This window comes from Streptomyces sp. NPDC026672, from assembly GCF_040638185.1.
Lineage (GTDB): Bacteria > Actinomycetota > Actinomycetes > Streptomycetales > Streptomycetaceae > Streptomyces.
Genome location: NZ_JBEZXS010000002.1, coordinates 219,330 through 241,379, shown reverse-complemented (window position 1 = coordinate 241,379; position 22,050 = coordinate 219,330). Strand labels below are relative to the sequence as shown.

Annotated in this window: 18 protein-coding genes and 1 pseudogene; 8 read left to right on the top strand and 11 right to left on the bottom strand. The window is 73.0% G+C overall.

Features of this window, described 5'->3' with window-relative positions; genetic code table 11:
• Window positions 1-47: 47 nt before the first annotated feature.
• From AB0F77_RS02750 to AB0F77_RS02730, 5 genes are all read right to left on the bottom strand, one after another.
• Complete coding sequence (locus AB0F77_RS02750; RefSeq protein ID WP_361940237.1) at window positions 48-2,969, bottom strand: glycoside hydrolase family 2 TIM barrel-domain containing protein; 2,922 nt, start codon at window positions 2,967-2,969, stop codon at window positions 48-50.
• Complete coding sequence (locus AB0F77_RS02745) at window positions 2,966-3,802, bottom strand: carbohydrate ABC transporter permease (RefSeq protein ID WP_361940234.1); 837 nt, start codon at window positions 3,800-3,802, stop codon at window positions 2,966-2,968. The genes AB0F77_RS02750 and AB0F77_RS02745 overlap by 4 nt, the downstream gene beginning before the upstream one ends.
• Before the next feature lie 12 nt (window positions 3,803-3,814).
• Window positions 3,815-4,771 (bottom strand): sugar ABC transporter permease, encoded by a 957-nt coding sequence (locus AB0F77_RS02740; protein WP_361940231.1) that lies wholly within the window; start codon window positions 4,769-4,771, stop codon window positions 3,815-3,817.
• A complete protein-coding gene (locus AB0F77_RS02735) occupies window positions 4,771-6,057 on the bottom strand; it encodes an extracellular solute-binding protein (protein ID WP_361940588.1) in 1,287 nt (428 codons plus the stop codon). Before AB0F77_RS02735 ends, AB0F77_RS02740 begins: the two co-directional genes overlap by 1 nt.
• A 63-nt stretch (window positions 6,058-6,120) precedes the next feature.
• Window positions 6,121-7,137, bottom strand: coding sequence for a carbohydrate kinase family protein (locus AB0F77_RS02730; RefSeq protein ID WP_361940228.1), 1,017 nt, complete (start codon window positions 7,135-7,137; stop codon window positions 6,121-6,123).
• A gap of 128 nt (window positions 7,138-7,265) precedes the next feature.
• On the opposite strand from AB0F77_RS02730, the gene AB0F77_RS02725 reads away from it, so the two are divergent.
• The 4 genes from AB0F77_RS02725 to AB0F77_RS02710 all read left to right on the top strand — a co-directional run bounded on the left by AB0F77_RS02725 (window position 7,266) and on the right by AB0F77_RS02710 (window position 13,483).
• Entirely contained in the window at window positions 7,266-8,030 is a 765-nt protein-coding gene (locus tag AB0F77_RS02725) for a DeoR/GlpR family DNA-binding transcription regulator (RefSeq protein ID WP_361940585.1), read from the top strand.
• Window positions 8,027-9,364, top strand: a complete 1,338-nt coding sequence (locus tag AB0F77_RS02720; RefSeq protein ID WP_361940225.1) for a 6-phospho-beta-glucosidase — start codon at window positions 8,027-8,029, stop codon at window positions 9,362-9,364. Before AB0F77_RS02725 ends, AB0F77_RS02720 begins: the two co-directional genes overlap by 4 nt.
• A gap of 31 nt (window positions 9,365-9,395) precedes the next feature.
• Window positions 9,396-12,443, top strand: coding sequence for a glycoside hydrolase family 38 C-terminal domain-containing protein (locus AB0F77_RS02715; protein ID WP_361940222.1), 3,048 nt, complete (start codon window positions 9,396-9,398; stop codon window positions 12,441-12,443).
• A gap of 167 nt (window positions 12,444-12,610) precedes the next feature.
• Window positions 12,611-13,483 (top strand): sulfotransferase, encoded by an 873-nt coding sequence (locus AB0F77_RS02710; protein ID WP_361940582.1) that lies wholly within the window; start codon window positions 12,611-12,613, stop codon window positions 13,481-13,483.
• A 160-nt stretch (window positions 13,484-13,643) separates the two neighbouring features.
• On the opposite strand, the gene AB0F77_RS02705 is transcribed toward AB0F77_RS02710, so the two are convergent.
• Entirely contained in the window at window positions 13,644-14,798 is a 1,155-nt protein-coding gene (locus tag AB0F77_RS02705; protein WP_361940219.1) for an ATP-grasp domain-containing protein, read from the bottom strand.
• A gap of 324 nt (window positions 14,799-15,122) precedes the next feature.
• On the opposite strand from AB0F77_RS02705, the gene AB0F77_RS02700 reads away from it, so the two are divergent.
• Together AB0F77_RS02700 and AB0F77_RS02695 are read left to right on the top strand one after the other, a co-directional pair.
• Complete coding sequence (locus tag AB0F77_RS02700) at window positions 15,123-16,031, top strand: metallophosphoesterase (RefSeq protein ID WP_361940216.1); 909 nt, start codon at window positions 15,123-15,125, stop codon at window positions 16,029-16,031.
• Window positions 15,979-16,649: pseudogene (locus tag AB0F77_RS02695) on the top strand (4'-phosphopantetheinyl transferase superfamily protein). The gene AB0F77_RS02700 and the pseudogene AB0F77_RS02695 overlap by 53 nt, the downstream one beginning before the upstream one ends.
• Before the next feature lie 34 nt (window positions 16,650-16,683).
• Here AB0F77_RS02695 and AB0F77_RS02690 read toward each other — a convergent pair.
• The 3 genes from AB0F77_RS02690 to AB0F77_RS02680 form a co-directional block, all read right to left on the bottom strand.
• Complete coding sequence (locus AB0F77_RS02690; RefSeq protein WP_361940213.1) at window positions 16,684-16,911, bottom strand: hypothetical protein; 228 nt, start codon at window positions 16,909-16,911, stop codon at window positions 16,684-16,686.
• A gap of 155 nt (window positions 16,912-17,066) precedes the next feature.
• Window positions 17,067-17,600 (bottom strand): toxin-antitoxin system, toxin component, encoded by a 534-nt coding sequence (locus tag AB0F77_RS02685; RefSeq protein ID WP_361940579.1) that lies wholly within the window; start codon window positions 17,598-17,600, stop codon window positions 17,067-17,069.
• 32 nt (window positions 17,601-17,632) lie between these two features.
• Window positions 17,633-18,295 carry a helix-turn-helix transcriptional regulator gene (locus tag AB0F77_RS02680; protein ID WP_361940210.1) on the bottom strand — a complete coding sequence of 221 codons (663 nt, stop codon included), beginning with the start codon at window positions 18,293-18,295 and terminating at the stop codon, window positions 17,633-17,635.
• Window positions 18,296-18,538: 243 nt separating this feature from the next.
• Between AB0F77_RS02680 and AB0F77_RS02675 the strand changes: the two genes are divergently transcribed.
• A complete protein-coding gene (locus AB0F77_RS02675; RefSeq protein ID WP_361940207.1) occupies window positions 18,539-19,204 on the top strand; it encodes a hypothetical protein in 666 nt (221 codons plus the stop codon).
• A gap of 125 nt (window positions 19,205-19,329) precedes the next feature.
• Here AB0F77_RS02675 and AB0F77_RS02670 read toward each other — a convergent pair whose 3' ends face one another.
• Window positions 19,330-20,112, bottom strand: coding sequence for a cache domain-containing protein (locus tag AB0F77_RS02670; protein WP_361940204.1), 783 nt, complete (start codon window positions 20,110-20,112; stop codon window positions 19,330-19,332).
• Between the two features lie 36 nt (window positions 20,113-20,148).
• Window positions 20,149-20,904, bottom strand: coding sequence for a GntR family transcriptional regulator (locus AB0F77_RS02665; protein WP_361940201.1), 756 nt, complete (start codon window positions 20,902-20,904; stop codon window positions 20,149-20,151).
• A 103-nt stretch (window positions 20,905-21,007) separates the two neighbouring features.
• Between AB0F77_RS02665 and AB0F77_RS02660 the strand changes: the two genes are divergently transcribed.
• On the top strand, window positions 21,008-22,048 hold the full coding sequence (locus tag AB0F77_RS02660) for an ABC transporter ATP-binding protein (RefSeq protein WP_361940198.1): 1,041 nt from the start codon (window positions 21,008-21,010) through the stop codon (window positions 22,046-22,048).
• The last annotated feature ends 2 nt before the right edge of the window (window positions 22,049-22,050 follow it).

The window sequence follows — 22,050 nt, the reverse complement described above, 5'->3', positions numbered from 1 at the left end:
CGCCGCCCCGCGCACCGCCAGCCCCCGGAGCCGACGGTGGCGGGGGCTCAGCGCATGCGCAGGGTCCAGCTCCAGCGGTGGACGCCGGCCCGCACGAGGTGGTCGGCGGTGGTGTCGGGTCCGCAGGACGCCGTGCCGAGGCCGCGGTGCGCGGCGTCGAGGTGCACCACGCAGCCCGCGCGCGGCACGAGTTCGTCGTGGTGCGCGGCCGCCGTCAGGTCCGTGGCGCGGTAGCGGGTCACGGACACCTGGCGCGGCTCGTCGAGGTCCACGGCGAGCCCGCCCGCGTCCGGCGCCGACAGGGTGAAGCGCCGCACGCCGTGCCGGCCGCCGCTCTCCTGCGGGCGCAGGTACGGGGTGAACAACGCATCGACGGGCAGCGTGTGGTGGCCGACCGGGGCGCCGGAGCTGCGGTCCGGGTACGACTCCCAGGGGCCCTGCCCGAACCACTCCAGCCGGTCGAAGCCGGGCACCGTCTCGAACACCGTGCCGACTCGGGCCACGTCGTCGAACTCCGCGGGCAGCTCGGCCCGTTCGGCGACGTGGACACCGCCCTCGACCGGGGTGAACTCCTGCCGGTGCCGTACGACGCCGGCCGTCCCGGCGTACTCGGCGACCACGGTCACCCGGTCGCCGTCCCGCCGTACGTCGACGGCCTTGCGCACCAGGGCGTCGAGCCCCCACGCCCGCCAGCGCGGCGCCGTGCCGCCCAGTTCGTCGTTGTCGGTGGGCGCCCGCCACAGGGACAGGGTGGGCGCGGCGGCCAGCAGCGGATGGACGAGCAGCCCCTCGGCGTCGACCTCGACGGGCGGCCCGGCGGGCACCGGCGGCGCGGCGGGCGGCGCGATGCGCAGCCGTACCTGCGGGGCGCACACCTCCGTGCCGCGCGGCGCCCACGGCTGGTCCCCGGCCGTCGTCACCCGCAGCGTCAGCCACGCCTCGCCGCCGTCGCGGGGGATCACGAAGGGCAGCGGGACCGCCGCCGTCTGCCCCGGCCGCAGCTCGGGCAGCTCGGCCGGCGCGCTCAGGGTGCGGCCGTCGGCCAGCACCAGCTCCCAGCGCCCCGCCAGCCACTCCAGACCGCGGAAGTGCTGGTGGTTGCCGAGGACGATCCCCTCGTGCCGGTAGCACTCGATGCGCAGCGGGGCCGCGATCTCCCGGTGCTCGTACAGGGCCGGCTTCGGGGTGCGGTCGGGGAACACGAGCCCGTCCGCGACGTACGGGCCGTCGTGGAACGGCTCGCCGAAGTCGCCGCCGTACGCCCAGCGGTGACCGGGCCCGGCGACACCGTTCGCGTACAGGCCGGCGCCCGCGCGCCCGGCCGGTCTTCCGTCGCTCACCCGCTGGAGGATGCCGTGGTCCCAGAACTCCCAGATGAAGCCGCCCTGAAGGCCCGGCGTGGACTCGATGGCGGCCCAGTGGTCGGCGAGCGTGCCGTTGCTGTTGCCCATGGCGTGCGAGTACTCGCACTGGATCAGCGGTCTGGTCTGCTCGCCGGACAGCGCGTGCGCCACGCACTCCTCGATCGGCGCGTACATCGGGCAGGCGATGTCGGAGGTGTGGTCCGGGTCCGCCCAGCCGCGCCGGGCCGCGCCCTCGTACTGGAGGGGCCGGGTCGGATCGTGCCGGCGCACCCAGCCGGCCGCGGCGTCGTGGCCCGCGCCGTAGTCGGACTCGTTGCCCAGCGACCAGACGATGACCGAGGGGTGGTTGGCGTCCCGCAGCACCATGCGCGAGACGCGGTCCACGAACGCGCCCAGGTAGCGCGGGTCGTCGGCGATCTCGTGGGCGTGGTCGTGGGCCTCGACGTCCGCCTCGTCCACGACGTAGAAGCCGAGTTCGTCGGCGAGGTCGTACAGCGCCGGGTCGTTCGGGTAGTGGGCGGTGCGGATCGCGTTGAAGCCGAACCGCTTCAGCAGCACCAGGTCCGCGCGCATGTCGTCGTACGACACCGTGCGCCCGGTCAGCGGGTGGAAGTCGTGCCGGTTGACGCCCCTGACGAACACCCGCTCGCCGTTGACGAGCAGGTCCCGGCCGACGATCTCGACGTCCCGGAAGCCGACGCGGTGGTTCGAGGTGTCGGCGACCGTTCCGTCGGCGCGGTGCAGCCGGACGGTCAGCCCGTACAGCTCGGGCGTCTCCGCGTTCCAGGTGCGCACCTCGGGCACGGTGGTGTGCATCCGGGCCTCGCCGAGGAAGTCGGAGACCCGGTCGTCCTCGGTGTTGAGCCGGTCGAACTCCGCGTCCTGGGCGAGCGGCTGCCCGTCGAGGTCCCCGGTGACGTACCAGCCCGCGGGCAGCGCCCCGCCCCGGTCCCGCACCCGGCAGTCGACACGCAGCTTCCCGTCCCGCCGCGCCCGCACCCGTACGTCGGCCAGGTGCAGCGGGTCCGTCGTGTGCAGCAGCACCGAGCGGGTGATGCCGCCGTGCCACCACTGGTCCTGGTCCTCCAGGTGCGTGGCGTCCGACCACTTGACCACCGTCAGCCGCAGCACCGACCGCGCGCCGGGGACGACGAGGTCCGTCAGGTCGAACTCGGCCGCGAGGTGCGAGTCCTTGGAGACGCCGGCCGGGCGCCCGTCGACGTGCACCAGCAGCACGCTCTCGGCGGCCCCGACCTGGAGCACGATCCGGCGTCCGGCCCAGGCGGCGGGCACGTCCACCTCGCGCTCGTACACCCCGGTCGGGTTGGCCTCGGGCGTGTACGGCGGGAACGCGCCGAACGGCATCCGCGAGTTCGTGTACCACGGCAGGTCGTCCGTGTCCTGGAGCGTCCAGGCGCCCGGTACGCGCGCCGTCGACCACGTGCCGGCGAGCGGCGCGTCCGGCGCGGGCAGCAGCTGGAAGCGCCAGTCGCCGTCCAGGGTCACCGCGCCCGGCCTGCGGTCGACGGCGTGCATCGGCAGCCGCCCCCAGGAGGTGATCTCGGGTGCCTCCCAGGGGCGGAGCGCGAGCAGCGGGTCGCTCACTTCAGCGCTCCCTTGGCGAGGTCGCCGATGATCTGCCGGGCGCCCACCGCGAACACGATCAGCAGCGGGACCAGGGCGAGCAGCGCACCGGTCATCACCATGCCGTAGTCGGTGGTGCCGTGGGTGCCGTTGAGCTGGGACAGCGCCACCTGGAGGGTGACGTTGTCCGGGTTGGTGAGGGCGATCAGCGGCCAGGCGTAGTCGTTCCACTGGCCCATGAAGGTGAAGATGCCGAGGAACGCGAGGCCCGGCCGGACCACCGGGAGGGCGACGTGCCAGTACTGGCGCAGGAAGTTCGCCCCGTCGATGCGGGAGGCGTCGAGGAGTTCGTCGGGGATCGCGCCGCGCATGTACTGGCGCATCCAGAAGATGCCGAACGCGTTGGCCGCCGCCGGCACGATCAGCGCCGTCATCGAGCCGATCCAGCCGATCTTCGCCATGATCACGAACTGGGGGATCGCCGAGAGCTGCGCGGGCACCATGAAGATGACCATGAGCAGCGCGAACAGCGCCCCGCGCCCGGGGAAGCGGAACTTGGCGAACACGAACGCGGCCAGCGAGTCGAAGAACAGCACCAGCACGGTCACCGAGCCCGCCACGAGCAGCGAGTTGGCCATCGAGCCGAAGAAGTCGACGTTGTCGAAGAGGTTGCGGACGTTCTCCAGGAAGTGCGAGCCGGGCAGCAGCCGCGGCGGGTAGGAGAAGATCTCGCTGGAGGTGTGGGTCGACATGACGACGGCCCAGTAGAACGGGAAGACCGACAGCAGCAGTCCGAGCACGAGGACGGCGTGCAGCGCGATGCCCCGGGACCGGGTGCCCTTGAGGGTGGCCATGGTGGCGGCCTCCTATTCTTCGCCCCGGCGCTGCACCAGCCGCCAGTTGATGATCGAGAAGAGGACGACGACGAGGAAGATGCCCCACGCCACGGCCGCGCCGTAGCCGAAGTCGTTGTTGTCGAAGGTCTGCTGGAAGAAGTAGAGGACCATCGTCCGGCCCGCGTGCCCCGGACCGCCGGAGAACGTGGACTCGTTGGTGGCGGTCTGGAGCAGCACCTGGGGTTCGGAGAAGCTCTGGAGTCCGGTGACCGTGGAGACGACCAGCACGAACAGCAGCACCGGCCGCATCAGCGGCAGCGTCACCCGGAAGAACGTCTGCACGGGTCCGGCGCCGTCGATGCGCGCCGCCTCGTACAGTTCGCCCGGCACGGTCTGGAGTCCGGCGAGGAAGATGATCGCGTTGTAGCCGGTCCACTGCCAGGTCATCAGCGTGGCGATGGCCACCTTGATGCCCCACGGGGTGTTCAGCCACGCCACCTGGTCCAGGCCCACCGCCTGCAACAGGGCGTTGACGAGGCCGAAGTTGGTGGAGAACACCGATCCGAAGACGATCGCGACGGCGACGACCGAGGTGACGTTCGGCAGGAAGTACGCGAAGCGGTAGACGTTCTTGAAGCGGACCGCCGAGTTGAGCATCACGGCCGTGACCATCGCCAGGAAGATCATGGGGAAGGTGGCCAGCGCCCAGATGACGAGGGTGGTCCCGATCGAGCTCCAGAAGTCGGAGTCGGTGAGCAGGTACTGGTACTGCGTCAGTCCCGCCCACTCCATCGGCCCGAGCCCGTCCCAGCGGTGGAACGAGACGTAGAGCGAGAAGCCGACCGGGATCAGCCCGAAGGCCAGGAACAGGAGGTAGAAGGGGGATATCGCGGCGTACAGGTGCCAGTGGCGGCGCAGTGCGGAGCGCGGCCGGGCGGCGCCCGACGCGTCCGCGGTCAGCGGCGGCTTCTCCAGTGCGGTGGCCATCAGAGACTCACCCCCAGGTGTTCGGCGATGCGCCGGCATGAGCTCATGGCGTCCTTCCAGGCCCGCTCGGGGTCCTTGCCCAGGACACCGACGTTCTTGATCTCGTCCAGGACGGGCTGGGAGAGCGCCACGTCGTAGGGGCTGTTGTAGGCGACCGGGATCTTCTGCGCGGCCGGTCCGAAGACGTCCATGGTGATCTGGCCGCCGAAGAACGGGTCGGGCTCGCGCAGCTTCGCCATCCCGTACGAGGCCGGGGTGGACGGGAACAGGCCCGCGTCGAGGAAGCCCTGGGTCTGGTTGGCGGCGTTCAGCACCCAGGTGATGATCTCGAACGCCTTCTCCGGCTCCCGGCACTCCTTGGTGACGGAGAGGTAGGAGCCGCCGATGTTGGAGGGCCCGCCGGGACACTGCGCCACCCGCCAGCGGCCCTTCGTCCTCGGCAGGCCGGTCTTGATGTCGCTGGTGACCCAGGACGCGTTGAGCTGGCTCGGCAGCTTGCCGTCCTCGACGGCCGAGAGCTGGTCGGGCGTGCCGCTGACCAGGTCGGAGACGATGCCGCGCCGCTTGGCCTCCACGGCCCGGTCCCAGGCGGTGCGCACGTGCTCCTGGTCGCCGATGAAGTGGCGGTCCTTGTCGACGTAGCGGCGGGTGCCCTGGTTGACGGACATCATGAAGACGCTGGTGACGTCGGTCAGCAGACAGGTGCCCGGCAGCCGCTTCTTCAACTGCTCGCCCGCCGAGAAGAAGGCGTCCCAGGTGGCCAGTTCACGGGAGACGTCGCCGGGTTCGTGGGGCAGGCCCGCCTTGCGGAACACGTCCTCCTGGTAGAAGTGGGCGACCGGTCCGCAGTCGATGGGGATGCCGACCACCGAGCCGTCGTCGGCGACGCCCGCGTCCCACTTCCAGGACAGGTAGCTGCTCCTGAGCCGGTCCGCGCCGAGCGTGCGCAGGTCGACGAACTGGTCGGCGTTGGGCAGGTAGGACGCCATGTCCTCGCCCTTGAGGCCCGCGATGTCGGGGACCCGGGCGCGGCCGGTGAGCGTGGTGATCAGCTTGGAGCGGTAGTAGCCGCCGATCTTGACGGCCCGCAGGTCGACCGAGTCCGCGAAGCGGGACCTGGCCTCCTTGACGACCGTGTCGCCGAGTCCGCCGTCCCAGTACCACAGGACCATGTTCCGGCCGGTCGAGCCGGTCGGTACGGCACAGCCGGCCGCCAGGCCGCCGAGCGCCGTGGCGGCCGTGCCGGCCAGGCCCGCGCGCAGCAGACCTCTTCGTGAGAGCCGCACAGCTCCCACCGCCTTTCGGATCTTTTCGGGACTTCGCATGTGCTGTATGTGGGGGGAGGGGGGTCAGGGCCGCGGGGCCGGCGGGGTCACCGGGGCGTGCGGCGGGGGCGGGCCGGGGTCGGCGGGCAGCCGGTCGGCGAGGAAGCCGTACGCCCCGGCCAGGTCCGGGTCCCGCAGCCCGCGCCACCAGCGGTCGACGCCGTACCAGCCGGGCGCCGCGAGGGCGCCGCCGTGGTGGCCGACCGAGAGGCCAGCGGCGAGCACCGCGAACCGCAGCCGCTCGGCCAGGGGCCAGCCGCCGAGCGAGGCGGCGACGAAGCTCGCGCCGAAGACGTCCCCGGCACCGGTGGCGTCCAGGACGTCGACGTCGAGGGCCGGGACCTCGGCGTACTCGCCGGTCGTCTGGTCCACGGCGAGCGCGCCGGCGCCGCCGCGGGTCACCACGGCGACCGGCACCAGCTCGGCGAGCGCGCGCAGCGCGGCCTCCGCGGTGCCGGTGCGGGTGTAGGCCATCGCCTCGGTCTCGTTCGGCAGGAAGGCGTGGCACAGGGCGAGCTGGTCGAGCAGGTCGGGGGACCAGCGCCGGGTGGGGTCCCAGCCGACGTCGGCGTAGATCAGGGTGGAGCGGGCGGCGGCCTCGGGGAGCCAGGCGCGCGGCTCGGCCTCCAGGTGCACGAGGGCGGTGCGCGCGGCGGGCGCGTCGGCCATCAGGGCGTCCTGGGAGTACGGGGGTTCCTGGCCGTGGGTGACCAGGGCGCGGTCGTGGCCGTCGGCGAGGGAGACGGTGACCGGGGTCGGCCAGCCGGGGGCCGTGCGGGAGCGGGACAGGTCCACGCCCTCGCGGGTCAGCACCTCCCGGTTGTGGACGCCGTAGAAGTCGTCGCCGAGGACCGTGGCCAGGGAGGTGGCGAGGCCGAAGCGGGCGGCGGCCACGGCCAGGTTGGCGATGCCGCCGGGTCCGCAGCCCATGCCGGTGGTCCAGATCTCCTCGCCTGGCGTCGGCGGCTTGCCCAGTCCGGTGAGGACGAGGTCGTAGAAGAGCAGCCCGGTCAGGAGCACATCGGGCCGGTCGTCGTCCACGGCGGCGTCCTCTCGTCAGAACCGTTCCATTTCAGTGCACGGAATCGTGCGCCGCTCGTCGCCTTTGGTCAATACCCGAGCAGAACTGAGCATGGAAATGATTGAAGATGACGAGTAGTGTTCGTGCCGTGCTGGCAGAACGACGACATCAACTCATCCTGCGGGCCCTGCGCTCCGGTGGCCCCGCGGCCGTGACCGATCTCTCCGAGCAACTGGGGGTGAGCCCCGCCACCATCAGGCGCGACCTGCTCAAGCTGGAGGAGGACGGGCTGCTCACCCGCGTCCACGGCGGGGCCGTCGTCGAGGAGGGCGACCAGCCCTTCGCCGAGGTCGCCGAGGTCCGCGTGCTGGAGAAGGACGTCATAGCCGAACGCGCCGCGGCCATGGTGCGCGACGGCCAGTCCGTGCTGCTCGACATCGGCACCACCGCCTACCGCCTCGCCCGCCGGCTGCACGGCCGCCGGCTCACCGTGATCACCAGCAACCTCGTCGTCTACGAGGAGCTGGCCGACGACGAGGGCATCGAACTGGTGCTGCTCGGCGGCATGGTCCGGCGCGAGTACCGCTCCCTGGTCGGCTTCCTCACCGAGGACAACCTGCGCCAGCTGCACGCCGACTGGCTCTTCCTCGGCACCAGCGGAGTGCGGCCCGGCGGACAGGTGATGGACACCACGGTGGTCGAGGTGCCCGTCAAACGCGCGATGATCAAGGCGAGCGACCGGGTCGTCCTGCTGGCCGACTCGGCGAAGTTCCCCGGGACCGGGATGGCCAGGGTGTGCGGCCCCGAGGAGTTGGACGTGGTGGTGACCGACGCGTCGGTGGACGCGGCGACGCGCTCCTCCCTGGAGGAGGCCGGCGTCGAGGTGGTCGTGGCGGGAAAGGTGCGGATGTGAGACTGACGATTCTGGGCGGCGGCGGATTCCGGGTGCCCCTCGTGTACGGGGCGCTCCTCGCGGACCGCGGGGAGGGCCGGGTCACCCGGGTCGTGCTGCACGACCTGGACGCCGACCGGCTGGCCTCGGTGACCCGGGTGCTCGCCGAACAGGCCGCGGGCGTGCCCGACGCGCCCGAGGTGAGCGCCACCACCGACCTCGACGAGGCGCTGCGCGGCGCGGACTTCGTCTTCTCCGCGATCCGCGTCGGCGGCCTGGAGGGCCGCGCCGAGGACGAACGGGTCGCGCTCGCCGAGGGCGTCCTCGGCCAGGAGACCGTCGGAGCAGGCGGCATCGCCTACGGCCTGCGCACCGTCCCCGTCGCCGTCGACATCGCCCGCCGCGTGGCCCGCCTCGCCCCCGACGCCTGGGTCATCAACTTCACCAACCCGGCGGGCCTGGTCACCGAGGCCATGTCCCGCCACCTCGGCGACCGCGTCATCGGCATCTGCGACTCGCCGGTCGGCCTCGGCCGCCGCATCGCCCGCACCCTCGGCGTCGACCCCGCCGACGCCTTCGTCGACTACGTCGGCCTCAACCACCTCGGCTGGGTGCGCGGCCTGCGCGTCGCGGGACGCGACGAACTCCCGCGGCTGCTCGCCGACCCCGCACTGCTCGGCTCCTTCGAGGAGGGCCGGCTCTTCGGTACCGACTGGCTGCGTTCGCTCGGCGCGATCCCCAACGAGTACCTGCACTACTACTACTTCGGCCGCGAGACCGTCGACGCCTACCAGCGGGCCGAGCAGACCCGCGGCGCCTTCCTGCGCGACCAGCAGGCCCGCTTCTACGCGCGGACCAAGGACCCGGACACCTCCGCACTGCTCGCCTGGGACCGCACCCGCGCCGAACGCGAGGCCACCTACATGGCCGAGAACCGCGAGACCGCGGGCGCCGGCGAACGCGAGGCCGAAGACCTCTCCGGAGGCTACGAGAAGGTCGCCCTCGCCCTGATGCGGGCCATCGCCCGCGACGAGCGCGCCACCCTCATCCTCAACGTCCGCAACCGCGCCACCCTCGCCGCCCTCGACGGCGACGCGGTCGTCGAGGTGCCCTGCCTGGTCGACGCCAACGGCGCCCATCCGCTCACCGCGGCCCCGCTGCCCGGCCACGCCACCGCGCTGGTCTGCGCCGTCAAGGCCGTCGAACGCGAGGTGCTCTCCGCCGCCGAGAGCGGATCGCGTGCGACCGCGGCCAAGGCGTTCGCGCTGCACCCGCTCGTCGACTCGGTGAACGTCGCCCACCGGCTCGTCGACGGCTACACCGCGGTCCACCCCGGCCTCGCCTACCTCAGGTAATCGCGCCGCCCCGCACTTCTGGAGAACTCCCATGCACGACGAACGCCGCCGGATCGAGGAGCGCGTCGAACGCCTCCACACCCAGCGCGTCAAGCCCGCCGTCTACCGGGCCACCCTCCCCCTCGACGTCGAGGCGTGGCAGGCCCCGGGCGAACCGGTCCCCTTCGAGGAGGCCGCCGCCGCGCCCTACACCCCCTTCGCGATGAACACCCCGTGGGGACCCCCCTGGGGCACGACCTGGTTCCGGATGCGCGGCCGGGTCCCCGCCGAGTGGGCGGGCCTGCGCGTCGAGACCGTCATCGACCTCGGCTTCGTCGGCGACTGGCCGGGCAACCAGGCCGAGGCCCTGGTCCACCTGGCCGACGGCACCCCGCTCAAGGCCGTCAACCCGCTCAACCAGTACGTCCCCGTCGCCCACCCGGCGGCCGGCGGGGAGGACGTCGACTACCTCGTCGAGGCCGCCTCCAACCCGGACATCCTCGCGAACGACTTCGCCGCGCCGACCCCGCTCGGCGACGTCCTCACCGCCGGTGACGCACCCCTCTACGTCTTCCGCCGGGCCGACCTCGCCGTCCTCGACGAACCGGTCTGGCACCTCGACCTCGACCTCCACGTCCTGCGCGAGCTGATGGCCGAACTCGGCGAGTACGATCCGCGCCGCCACGAGATCGCGCACGCCCTGGACCGGGCGATGGACCTCCTCGACCTGGACGACGTCTCCGGCTCCGCGCCCGCCGTCCGCGCCGCCCTCGCGCCCGCGCTCGCCAAGCCCGCGCACGCCAGCGCCCACACCGTCTCCGGCGTCGGCCACGCGCACATCGACTCCGCCTGGCTGTGGCCGATCCGCGAGACCAAGCGCAAGACCTCCCGCACCTTCTCCAACGTCACCGCCCTCGCCGACGAGTACGAGGAGTTCGTCTTCGCCTGCTCCCAGGCCCAGCAGTACGAATGGGTCCGTGACAACTACCCCAAGGTGTGGACGCGCATCCAGGAGGCGGTGCGCAAGGGCCAGTGGGCGCCGGTCGGCGGCATGTGGGTCGAGGCCGACGGCAACCTGCCCGGCGGCGAGGCCCTGGCCCGCCAGCTCGTCCACGGCAAGCGCTTCTTCATGGACCACTTCGGCATCGAGACCAAGGGCGTCTGGCTCCCTGACTCCTTCGGCTACACCGCGGCCTACCCGCAGCTCGCCCGGCTCGCCGGCAACGAATGGTTCCTCACCCAGAAGATCTCCTGGAACCAGACCAACGACTTCCCCCACCACACCTTCTGGTGGGAGGGCATCGACGGCACCCGGATCTTCACCCACTTCCCGCCCGTCGACACCTACAACGCCTCCTTCACCGGCGAGGAGATGGCCCACGCCGTCCGCAACCACCGGGACAAGGGCGCCGCCACCCGCTCCCTCGCGCCCTTCGGCTGGGGCGACGGGGGCGGCGGCCCCACCCGCGAGCTCATGGAACGCGCCCGCCGCCTCAGGGACCTGGAGGGCTCGGCCAAGGTCGTCGTCGAACACCCCGACGCGTTCTTCGCCAAGGCCCGCGCCGAGTACCCCGACGCCCCCGTCTGGGTCGGCGAGCTGTACCTGGAGCTGCACCGGGCGACGTACACCTCCCAGGCCCGCACCAAGCAGGGCAACCGGCGCAGCGAACACCGGCTGCGCGAGGCCGAGTTGTGGGCGACCACGGCGGCCCTGCACGCCCCCGGCTACGCCTACCCGTACGAACGCCTCGACCGGCTGTGGAAGACCGTGCTGCTGCACCAGTTCCACGACATCCTGCCCGGCTCCTCCATCGCCTGGGTGCACCGCGAGGCCGAGGCCGAGTACGCCCGCGTGGCCCGTGAACTGGAGGAGCTGACCGCCGAGGCGGTCGCCGCCCTCGGCACGGGCGGACCGCGGGTGTTCAACACCAGCCCCTACGCCCGCGCCGAGGTCGTACGCACCGGCGAGGGCACCCCGGTGTACGTCACGGTGCCCGCGAGCGGCAGCGCCCCCCTCGTCCCCGCCGAGCCCCCGCACCCGGTCACCGTCACCGGGCGGGTGCTGGACAACGGGCTGGTCCGGGTCGAGATCGCCGCGGACGGCACCCTCGCCTCCGTGCGCGACCTGCGCGCCGGCCGCGAGGTCCTCGCCGGGCCCGGCAACCTGCTGCGCCTGCACACCGACCTGCCCAACCACTGGGACGCCTGGGACATCGACAAGCACTACCGCAACCGCTACACCGATCTGCTGGACACGGACGGGGTCACCGTCGTCGAGGACGGCCCGCTCGTCGGTTCCGTCCGCGTCACCCGGACCTTCGGCAAGGGCTCCACGATCGTCCAGACGGTCACCGTCCGCGCCGGCAGCCCGCGCGTCGACGTCGAGACGGACCTCGACTGGCACGAGGCCGAGAAGATCCTCAAGGCCGGCTTCCCCGTCGACGTGCGCGCCCCGCACTCCAGCGCCGAGATCCAGTTCGGCCACGTCCAGCGGCCCACACACACCAACACCAGCTGGGAGGCGGCCCGCTTCGAGGTCTCGGGACACCGCTGGGTGCACGTCGGCGAACCCGGCTACGGCGTCGCCGTGATCAACGACTCCACCTACGGCCACGACGTCTCCCGCACGGTCCGCGAGGACGGCGGTACGACCACCACGGTCCGCCTCAGCCTGGTCCGCGCCCCGCGCATCCCCGACCCGGGCGCCGACCAGGGCCGGCACCGCTTCACCTACGCGCTGCTGCCCGGCGCGCGCGTCGAGGACGCCGTGGAGGCGGGCTACGCGCTCAACCTGCCGCTGCGGGTGGCCGACGCGGCCGGCGCCCCGCTGCCGGTGGTCTCCGTGGACGGCGACGGCGTGACCGTCGAGGCGGTCAAGCTCGCGGACGACGGCTCCGGCGACGTGGTGGTCCGCCTCTACGAGTCCCGCGGCGGGCGCGCCACCGGCGTCCTGCGCACTGGCTTCCCGCTGGCCGGGGCCCAGGTCACCGACCTCCTGGAACGCCCGCTCGAACCGGCGCCCACCGACGGCGACGGCGTGCCCGTCACCCTGCGCCCCTTCGAGGTGCGCACCCTGCGCCTGACGACGCAGAACAGGTGACGACGGTTCCCATGAAGAATTAAGAGAAGGGTAAGCGGCCAGGTCACGGCGGGTTTTCCGGTCGTCGTGAACCTGGCCGTTCGGCTGCCGGACACCTGGAGTTCGCCCACCGCCCCTGGGATGCGTGGACAGGACAAGAGAAGGGTGTGACCGTGCGAGACCCGCGCATGACCGCGATCGGCAAGGGGCTGAGGCGCCGGGGGAGGCTGATGGCACAGGCGGTGAGCCCGCCGCGCCGCACCCTGGACGCGCTGCCGGCCCCGCGGCCGGCCGACGACGGGTACGTCGCCCCGCGCGCCCCGCGCATGGTCGAGTCGCCGGTCTTCGTGCTCTCCTCGGTGCGCTCCGGCTCGACGCTGCTGCGGGTCCTGCTCAACAGCCACAGCCGCATCCGGGCCCCGCACGAGATGCATCTGCGCACGGTCCACGTCCAGCTCTCCCGCGAGTTCACCGGCGACGCCATGCGCGAACTCCAGCTCGACAAGGAGGAACTGGAACACGTCCTGTGGGACCGGGTGCTGCACCTGGAGCTCACCCGCAGCGGCAAGGACCTCATCGTCGACAAGACCCCGCCCAACACCCTCGTCTGGCCCCGGCTGCACCGATGTTGGCCCGCCGCCCGCTACATCGTGCTGCTGCGCCACCCCGGCGCCGTCGTCGCCTCCCTCGCGGCCCGCCGCGCCGATCCCGACCTCGACGCGATCCACGCCGAGGTGCTCGACTACTGCGAGAAGCTGGAGGAGGCGCGCACCCGCCTCGACACCCACGTGATCACGTACGAGGAGCTGACCGCCGACCCGGAGACGGTCACCCGCGGGGTGTGCGCCCGGCTCGGGGTCCCCTGGGAGGCGGGCATGCTCGACTACGGCTCCCACGACCACGGCACCTTCCGGCCCCAACTGGGCGACTGGAGCAGCGAGATCAGGTCCGGGCGCATCCGGGCCGCCCGGCGGGCCGACCCCGCCGCACCGCTGCCGCCCCGGCTCGCGGAACTGGCGCGGGAGTGGGGGTACCCGGTCGGGGCACCCCCACGCGACTGACCGCGGCCCCGGCCGACGAAGCCGATCGGGATCGAGGTGAACTGTCGGGTGCGTCGGCTGATGCCGGAGCAGTCGCTCACCACGCCGCCGCCCCGGGCACGGCCGGTCCCGGTCGACCGCCCCGTGCGCGAGCCGGGCGATGTGGTGGAACAGGGGCGGATCAGGCGGTGGCGGTGGCCGGGGTCGCGGCCTCGGCCGTCACCTCGGTGACCTCGGTGGCCGGTTCGACGGCGGGCGCGGGAACCGCGGGCAGCAGCGGCTCGCTGTCCTCGACCCGCCGGCCCGCCAGCGACGCGGGGAGCAGCGGGCGCGGCCCGGACACCACCGTGTAGTCCTGGCCGAGGAACGGCGGCACGACGTCGCCCGGGTCCTCGCCGAGCGCCAGCTGCACCGCGGCCCACGGCGCGTTGACACCGCACAGCGACAGCTGGTGCAGCCCGCCCGCCGGACGGGTGTTGACGTCCAGCAGGACCGGACGGTCGCCGAACATCCGGAACTGGATGTTCGACAGGTGGTGCAGCCCGAAGCCGCCCGCGATCACCCGGGCGGGCTCCAGCCACCGCTCGTCCAGCGTGAAGCCGCGCCGCCGGCCGTTCTTGGTGCGGCCCACGGCCATCCGGACCCGGTTGTCGGGACCGGTCAGGCAGTCCACCGACACCTCCGGCTGGTCGAGGCGCGGCATCACCAGCCAGTTCACCGGCTCCCCTGAACGCTCCAACGCCTCGACCACCAGGTCCAGTTGGACGTACGGGCCCGGGAAGCCGCTCAGGTTCAGCAGCGAGAACGGCGTACGGGTGATCACCCGGAAGCCCACGCCGCCGGCGCCCGCGGCCGGCTTGAAGCACGCCTTGTGCCCCGCGGCCTCCAACTCCTCGACGGCAGCCACGAGTTCGGCCGCCGTGCGCACCCGCCACCACGGGGGCACCGGGGCGCCGACCGAGCCGACCGCCTCGTACGCCGTCGCCTTGTCCTCGAACACGGCGAGCGCCTGCGGGGTCGGGGCCAGCAGCGCGGTGCCCACGGCCGTGAACTCGGCGCGGTGCGCGACGATCGCGGTCTGGTGCAGCCGGGGGACGAACACGTCGATGCCGCGGCGCACGCACTGGTCCAGCGCGAACTCCACGTACGCCGCCGGGGACAGGCCCTCCGGCTCCAGCTCGGCGGTGTCGGCGGCGGCCAGCACGGGGGAGTCGGGGTCGCCGTGCGTGGCGTGGATCTCCACCGCGCGATCACTGGGATTTCTGCGCAGCTGATCCATGAAGAACACGTTCTCCGCGTACGTGCGGTTGAGCCAGACGCGTACGCGAGAGGGCATGCAGGCCGCCTTTCGGGGTCGTCCGGGCACGGCGAAGCGGAGCCGAGCCCGGCCAGGGGGGTTGGAGGGTCACCGAACCGCACTGCGCGAAGGGAGGTTCGTGGCGGTGGTGTTGGGGCGATCATACGGCTTCCCGAGCCCCCACCGTGCAACACGCGTGTTACGGATTCCCGAACCGCTTCCGTCGTCACACCGAAGCCTCGGCGACCTTGCCCGAAAGGCCCTGGCCGCGCGCCACGGGTGCCGCCCCTCGGGCAGGCGTCTTGTTCCGGGTCGGTGGATGTGGTCTCTTGGGCACCGCGGGACGACCGGAAGGGGCCAGGGGTGGAGTCGACGGCTGATGGTGGCGGGCGGTTGCTGGCCATCAGCGACCTGCACATCGGGTACGCGGAGAACCGCGCGCTCGTCGAGCGACTGCGCCCGGAGTCGGACGGGGACTGGCTGATCGTGGCCGGCGACGTCGCCGAGACCGTGGCCGACATCCGCTGGACGCTGGAGACGCTCACCGCGCACTTCCGCAAGGTCCTGTGGGTCCCCGGCAACCACGACCTGTGGACCCACCCCAAGGACCCGGTCACCCTGCGCGGCGTGGCCCGCTACGAGCATCTCGTCGCCCTCTGCCGCGAGCTCGGCGTCGTCACGCCCGAGGACCCCTACCCCCGGTGGGAGGGCCCCGGCGGCCCCGCCGTCGTCGCCCCGCTCTTCCTGCTCTACGACTACTCGTTCCTGCCCCCGGGCTGCGCCACCAAGGACGAGGGGCTGACCTACGCCCAGGGCACCGGCATCGTCTGCAACGACGAGTACCTGCTGCACCCCGACCCCTATCCCACCCGCGAGGCGTGGTGCCACGCCCGCGTCGCCGAGACGGAGCGCCGCCTCGCCGAGCTCCCGGACGACCTCCCCACCGTCCTGATCAACCACTACCCCCTCGACCGCCACCCCACCGACGTGCTCTGGTACCCGGAATTCGCGATGTGGTGCGGCACCCGGCGAACCGCCGACTGGCACCGCAGGTTCCGTGTCGACACCATGGTCTACGGACATCTGCACATCCCCCGGACCACCTGGCTCGACGGCGTCCGCTTCGAGGAGGTGTCCGTGGGATACCCGCGCGAATGGCGCAAGCGCCCGGACCCACCGGGCCGGCTGCGCCGCATCCTGCCGATGGAGGTCGGAACCGGTGATCGAGGAGCTGCTCCCGGACTCGGTGGTGGCCGTGGAACTGCACGGTGACGACGCGCTCCGGGACGCCCCCCTCCACCCCGAGGAGGAGGCGCTGATGACCCGCGCGGTGCCCAAGCGCCGCCGCGAGTTCTCCGCCGTACGCGCCTGCGCCCGCCGCGCCATGGAGAAGCTCGGAGTGCCCCCGCAGCCCGTCCTGACCGGGGACGGCGGCGCCCCGCGCCGGCCGGCCTGGTCGGCAGCATGACTCACAGCGACGACTACTGCGCCGCCGCGCTGGTCCGCGCCACCGACCTCGCCTCCCTCGGCATCGACGCCGAACCCGACGACCCGCTGCCCGAGGACGTCGTCTCGTACGTCTTCCTGCCCACCGAGACCACGCGCCTGCGCTCGCTCGCCGCCGAGCACCCGGGCGTCCACGGGGACCGGATCCTGTTCAGCGCCAAGGAGTCCGTCTACAAGGCGTGGTTCCCGCTCACCGGGCGGTGGCTCGACTTCTCCGAGGCCGACATCGACCTGCTCGCCGACGAGGAGGGCACGGGCCGGCTGCGTGCCCGGCTCCTGGTCCCCGGCCCCTGGGTGGGCGGGCGGCGCCTCCAGTGGTTCGAGGGCCGCTGGGCCGTGCGGCGCGGCGTGGTCACCACGGCCGTCGTCGTGCCCCACTCCTGAGCCCGGGGGCGGTCGGCCAGGCCCCGGTCCGCGGTCAGGGCTCGGGACACCAGGTGTGCAGCAGCCGGAAGAACTCCTCCTCGTTCCCCGTCAGCCCCGCGCGCGCCAGCGCCTCCTCCGCCTCGGCGAGGACCGCCGGCGCGACGAGGGGCGGCCGGCCGCCCTCCGGCGGCCCGTCGAAGGCGGCGCGCACCGTGCGCAGCAGCCGCAGATAGGCCTGGACGGCGGTGCGCTCACGGTCGGTCAGTACGGCGGTGGGCATCGGTCGGCTCTCCCCGGTCGGTGTCCTGGTCCCGCGCCCGGACGGCGCGTACGCCGCCCGTCGTGGCGGCGCCCCTCCAGCTTGCCGCCCACCACTGACAACGCCCGCGCGCTGCGCCACGATTCGCCCGCTCGGCGCACCCCGGTGACGCGGCGTCAGGACCCGGGATAACCCAGGGACGCCTCGATGCGGCCCGCCAGGTGGTTCCGCCGCACCGGGCCGCGCAGCGCGGGACCGGCCAGCCACGTACGGCACTTGCTGGCGAGCAGCAGGCCGAAGGTCTCCGCCGCGCGCTCGTCGTCGCGGTCGAAGTGGGTGCGTGCCGCGACCCCGCGGACCGCCGCCTCCAGGGCCGCCGGGTCGGGGGACTCGCCCAGCAGCCGGGTGGCGACGGCGGCCCCCTCCACGTGGTGGCCGCCGTGACCGGCCGTCATGTGCCACAGCTCGTGTCCGAGGATCACCAACTGGTGGTCGGGCGCGGTGCGTTCCTCGACCACGACCAGATCGCGGTCGGACATGTCCAGCCACAGCCCGCTCGCCGTCCCCGGCGGGAAGGTGGCCGCGCGGAACTGGACGGGCCGGCCCCGGCGGCGGCTCATCGCCTCGCACAGCGCGGTGTGCAGCTCGTGCGGCCGGGCCGGCGCGGACAGCGTCAGCTCCCCGACCAGCTCGCCGCTCAGCCGGCGCATGTCCCTGCCGATGCCCACGTTCCTCACCCCGCTCACGACTCGGGCTCGGGCCGCTTGACGCTCTCCAGGAGCATGTCCAGCCACTCGGCGACCTTGTCCCGGTGCTGGTCGGTGGGCAGCTGCGCCGCCCGCCAGGCGATGCCCCGCACCCCGTGGTCCTGGAGCAGCCGTTCGAAGGGGTCGGCCGCCGCGAGGTCCGCGGCGCGCTCGTGGTCGGCGAGCTTCTGGAGCAGTTCCTGCTCGGTGCGCTGGAGGGCGCCCGCGAGGGCCTCGGGGTCCTCCGCGGTGAGGAAGCCCGCGTGGACGCGGAAGAAGCGCTGGAGGGCGTCGCAGTGCTCCATCGTGGGACGCCGGTCGCCGTTGATCAGGGCGCCGGCCTGCTGTCGGGACATGCCCGCGCCGTCGGCGATCTCCTGCTGGGTGTACTTGCGCCCGTTGGGCTTGAGCCGCGAGCGGCGCAGCAGATCGAGCCGCTGGAGGAAGCGCGCCTGCACATCGGGCTCGCCCGCGGGCCGGCCGACCAGCAGGGCCCGGACCACGGGCTCGGGGACCCCGCAGGCGACGGAGAGCCGCGCGACGTCGAAGACCTCGGCGTGGGCCACCCCCAGCCGGTCGGCGAGCGCGGTGACGCGGGTGACGACGGCCGGCAGCTGGGCGGTCGCCGAGGCGTCCGGATCCTCGTGGCCATCCGTCACCGACAGAACTCCTACGTCTCTCATGGGCTTCAAGGGGATCTCGCAGGGTTCTCGCAAGCGATTGCCGTGAACTTCCCGGAGAGTAGCGGGTGCTTCGAACTCACATCCAGGTCTCGCCACAACTGTGGCCAATTTCAGCCGTCAACGGGCATGAAATGCCACGATAGTTGACATGGCTCTCGTCCGGGCAGGAGGATCACATCGCCGCGTGAAGGCCGCATAGGCAAGAGGGGTGACCTCCCGATGGCACATCAGGCAGGAGGACCGTGGCCGGAGCCGCGGCCCGTCCCCGAGGACCGAGAGGCCCAGGCGTACCTCCAGGACTACGCCACGCTTCTGGAAGCCGTCCCGTTCCCGTCCCTCGTCGTCGACCACCGCTGGGACGTCGTGCTCGCCAACGGCGCCTTCGAGACACTTTTCCGCGAGATCGGCCCCCATCCCACGGCCATGCCCGGTCACAACTTCCTGCGCTTCGTGCTGTTCCACCCGGACGCGGGCACGGTCCTCGGCGAGCACGAGTCGGGCTGGTGCCTGCCGATGCTGGCCGGATTCAAGGCGGCCGTGGAACGGTCCGGGCACGACCACGGGCTCCAGGCCATCCGCCGGGAGATCGCCCAGGACCCGATCATGGAGGCGGCCTACCGGCAGGGCCTGCCGCACTGGATCCGCGCGGTGGGGGAGTCGGCCGCCGAGCACGACGGCGCGGTGCGCCGGCTGCTGCACCCCGACCCGCGCTGGGGCGCGACCGAGTGCCGTGTGGTGCGGGAGACCCCCAAATCCCTCCAGGACCTGGGCTACACGCGCTTCACCCTGGTCCTGCGCGACTCCCGCCGTCCCGCGCCCGCGCGAGCGCGCCGAAGCCGTGGCGGTGCCACGCATCTGACCATCGTCCCGACCGCGGGGGCCTGACCCGGCACCGCCGGCGTTCAGGTCGCCGACGGCGCCGGGCGGGCCGCCCGCGAGGAGACGGCCGCCGCGGCCCGGGTGCGCGGCACCCGGTGACTCCCGCCCCGCGCGGGGCGTCCGGGGTGCGCTCACCCGGCCGCCACGACCAGGACCAGCGGCACGCTGCGGCAGGGCACGAGCCGCAGACCGTCGCACACGACCGTCCGCGCGCGCTCCAGCACCGCCCCGAAGTCCGGGCCCCGGGTGAGGGAGCCCGCGAGCCGGGCCGGGTCCGCGGAGGCGGCGACCCGGCCCCGGGCGTTCACCAGGTGGGCGGGGCCCGGCAGTTCGCGCAGCAGCGGCAGCGCGACGGCCTCGAAGTGCCGCAGGTACACGTCCGCCGCGGCCACCCCCGCGAACCGCTCCGCCACCCGCACCGGCGCGGACAGCGTGAGGCTGTACTCGTCGGAGCACAGGTAGTCGACGTACGGTCCGGCCACGGCCCGCCGCCCGGTGTCGCGGGGCAGCGCGAACCAGTCCCAGTGCGTGTAGTCCGAGTACGCCGACCGGTCCGGATCGAGGTCCGGCAGCAGCGGCCGTACGTCACCCTCCGCGTCGGTCTGCCACCACTCCAGCCACGCCGGCACGTCCGTGAGCAGCCCCGGCGCGGCCACGAAGCCGACCCCGGAGACCAACTCCTCGTGCGCGAGCCGGGCGTGGAGCCCCGGCCGCAGCGCCGCGAGGTCGGCCGTCGCCGGCCGGCGCCCCCGCGCGGTCACCCGGGTGAGCAGCGCCGTGGTGTCGGCACGGGTCTGCGCGACGGCGTCGAACACCGCTTCCAGCCGGTGCCCCACCTGCGCCGCGACCCGTTCCTCGGCGGTGGCGCCCGGCGTCGTGGTCACGGCGGCGACGAGGCCGGGGCTCCTGCTCATGGCGCACTCCAGCGGACGGGACCGGACGGATGCCGCCTACAGGGTCAGACGCAGGGCGATGAGCCGCGCCGTCGCCTCCCGGACGCACCGTTCGGCCAGCGTGCGGGCCGATTCGTGGGCCCCATCCTGCACGGCGGAGATGACGGACCGATGACGATCGGCGACTTCTTCACGATATCCGTCGTCCCCGGGCAGCAGGCACAGCAGCGCCCCCATCTCCGTCTGGAGCGCGACCTGTTCACGGGTGAGCCGGGCCGACTGGGCGGCGGCGGCCAGCTCCACGTGGAAGCGGCCGTACAGCCTGCCGCGCGCCGCCGTATCCGCCGCCTTCGCCAACTCGTCGGCCGTACGCCGCAGTTGGGCGAGGTCGTCCGGTTCGGTGCGCTGCGCCGCGAGCAGGGCCGCGGTCCCCGAGAGGGCGGCCCAGTGGTCGCCGAGGTCGCGCAGCTCCTCCGGCGACCAGCCGAGCAGCCGGTCCCTGAGCCGCTCCTCGCCCGGGGTGTCGGGCAGGGAGACGAAGCTGCCGCCGCCGCGGCCCCGGCGGGTGGTGACGAGACCCTGCTGGCGCAGGGCCATCAGCGCCTCGCGCAGTGTCACCGTGGACACGCCGAGCTGCCCGGCCAGTTCGCTCTCGCCGGGCAGTTGCTCCCCGTCGGCGAGCAGGCCGAGCTCGATGGCGTCGCCGATGCGGCGCACGACCGCGTCGACCCGGGCGCGGTTGTCGACGGGCGCGAAGACGGCTCTGCGGGCCCCGCCGTCGGTCGGTTGCTTCACGGCCACCACCTTGCACATTGACTCAAGCTTTACCCTAATGGGGACTTGAGATTTGAACTATGACTTCATATGTTTCCGTTCATCCGGTCAACGAGCGAGCGCGCCAGGAAGGTTCCCGTCGATGGAGGGCACAGCGATCCGGCTGGAGGGCCTGCGCAAGTCGTTCGGCGAGACGACCGCCGTCGACGGCGTCGACCTGGAGATCCGCGACGGCGAGTTCTTCTCGATGCTGGGCCCCTCGGGCTCGGGCAAGACCACCGTCCTCAGGCTCGTCGCCGGCTTCGAGACCCCCACCGCGGGCCGGATCGAGCTGGCCGGACAGGAGGTCACGGGCCTCGCCCCGTTCGAACGCGACGTGCACACCGTCTTCCAGGACTACGCCCTCTTCCCCCACATGACGGTCGAACAGAACGTCGCCTACGGCCTGAAGGTCCGCAAGGTACCCAGGCCGGAACGGCTCGTGCGCGCCCGCAAGGCCCTCGCCGAGGTCCGCCTCGAGGGCTACGGCAGACGCCGCCCCGCCCAGCTCTCCGGCGGCCAGCGCCAGCGTGTCGCCCTCGCCCGCGCCCTCGTCGGACGTCCCCGCGTCCTGCTGCTCGACGAACCCCTCGGCGCCCTCGACCTCAAATTGCGCGAGCAGATGCAGACCGAGCTCAAGGCCCTCCAGCGCGAGGTCGGCATCACCTTCGTGTTCGTCACCCACGACCAGGAGGAGGCCCTGACGATGAGCGACCGCATCGCCGTCTTCCGGCAGGGCCGCGTCGAACAGGTCGGCACCCCGGCCGAGATCTACGAACGCCCCGCGACCGCCTTCGTCGCCTCCTTCGTCGGCACCTCCAACCTGCTGGAGGGCGAGACCGCCCGGCGGGTCGTCGGCGCCCCGGGCACCTACAGCGTCCGCCCCGAGAAGATCCGCGTCCTGGAGGAGTCAGCCACCGCGGACGAGCCCGAGCACACCACCGCCACCGGCACCGTCGCCGAGGTCGTCTACCTGGGCGACGCGACCCGCCTCCTCGTCGACCTCGACGCCGGCGGCCGGCTCACCGCGCTCCAGCAGAACCTGGAGACCTCCGCCGCGGACGTCGCCGCCTACCGCGGCACCCGGGTCCGCCTCCGGTGGCACCGCCGCCACACGGTCCAGGTCCCCGACGCCGCCCGCTGACC

Excerpts from the sequence above, each read along its gene's own strand:
- AB0F77_RS02745 (WP_361940234.1), bottom strand. The coding sequence starts at position 3,802 with ATGGCCACCCTCAAGGGCACCCGGTCCCGGGGCATCGCGCTGCACGCC.
- AB0F77_RS02740 (WP_361940231.1), bottom strand. The coding sequence starts at position 4,771 with ATGGCCACCGCACTGGAGAAGCCGCCGCTGACCGCGGACGCGTCGGGC.
- AB0F77_RS02715 (WP_361940222.1), top strand. The coding sequence starts at position 9,396 with ATGCACGACGAACGCCGCCGGATCGAGGAGCGCGTCGAACGCCTCCAC.
- AB0F77_RS02710 (WP_361940582.1), top strand. The coding sequence starts at position 12,611 with ATGACCGCGATCGGCAAGGGGCTGAGGCGCCGGGGGAGGCTGATGGCA.
- AB0F77_RS02705 (WP_361940219.1), bottom strand. The coding sequence starts at position 14,798 with ATGCCCTCTCGCGTACGCGTCTGGCTCAACCGCACGTACGCGGAGAAC.
- AB0F77_RS02690 (WP_361940213.1), bottom strand. The coding sequence starts at position 16,911 with ATGCCCACCGCCGTACTGACCGACCGTGAGCGCACCGCCGTCCAGGCC.
- AB0F77_RS02685 (WP_361940579.1), bottom strand. The coding sequence starts at position 17,600 with ATGCGCCGGCTGAGCGGCGAGCTGGTCGGGGAGCTGACGCTGTCCGCG.
- AB0F77_RS02675 (WP_361940207.1), top strand. The coding sequence starts at position 18,539 with ATGGCACATCAGGCAGGAGGACCGTGGCCGGAGCCGCGGCCCGTCCCC.
- AB0F77_RS02670 (WP_361940204.1), bottom strand. The coding sequence starts at position 20,112 with ATGAGCAGGAGCCCCGGCCTCGTCGCCGCCGTGACCACGACGCCGGGC.
- AB0F77_RS02665 (WP_361940201.1), bottom strand. The coding sequence starts at position 20,904 with ATGTGCAAGGTGGTGGCCGTGAAGCAACCGACCGACGGCGGGGCCCGC.
- AB0F77_RS02660 (WP_361940198.1), top strand. The coding sequence starts at position 21,008 with ATGGAGGGCACAGCGATCCGGCTGGAGGGCCTGCGCAAGTCGTTCGGC.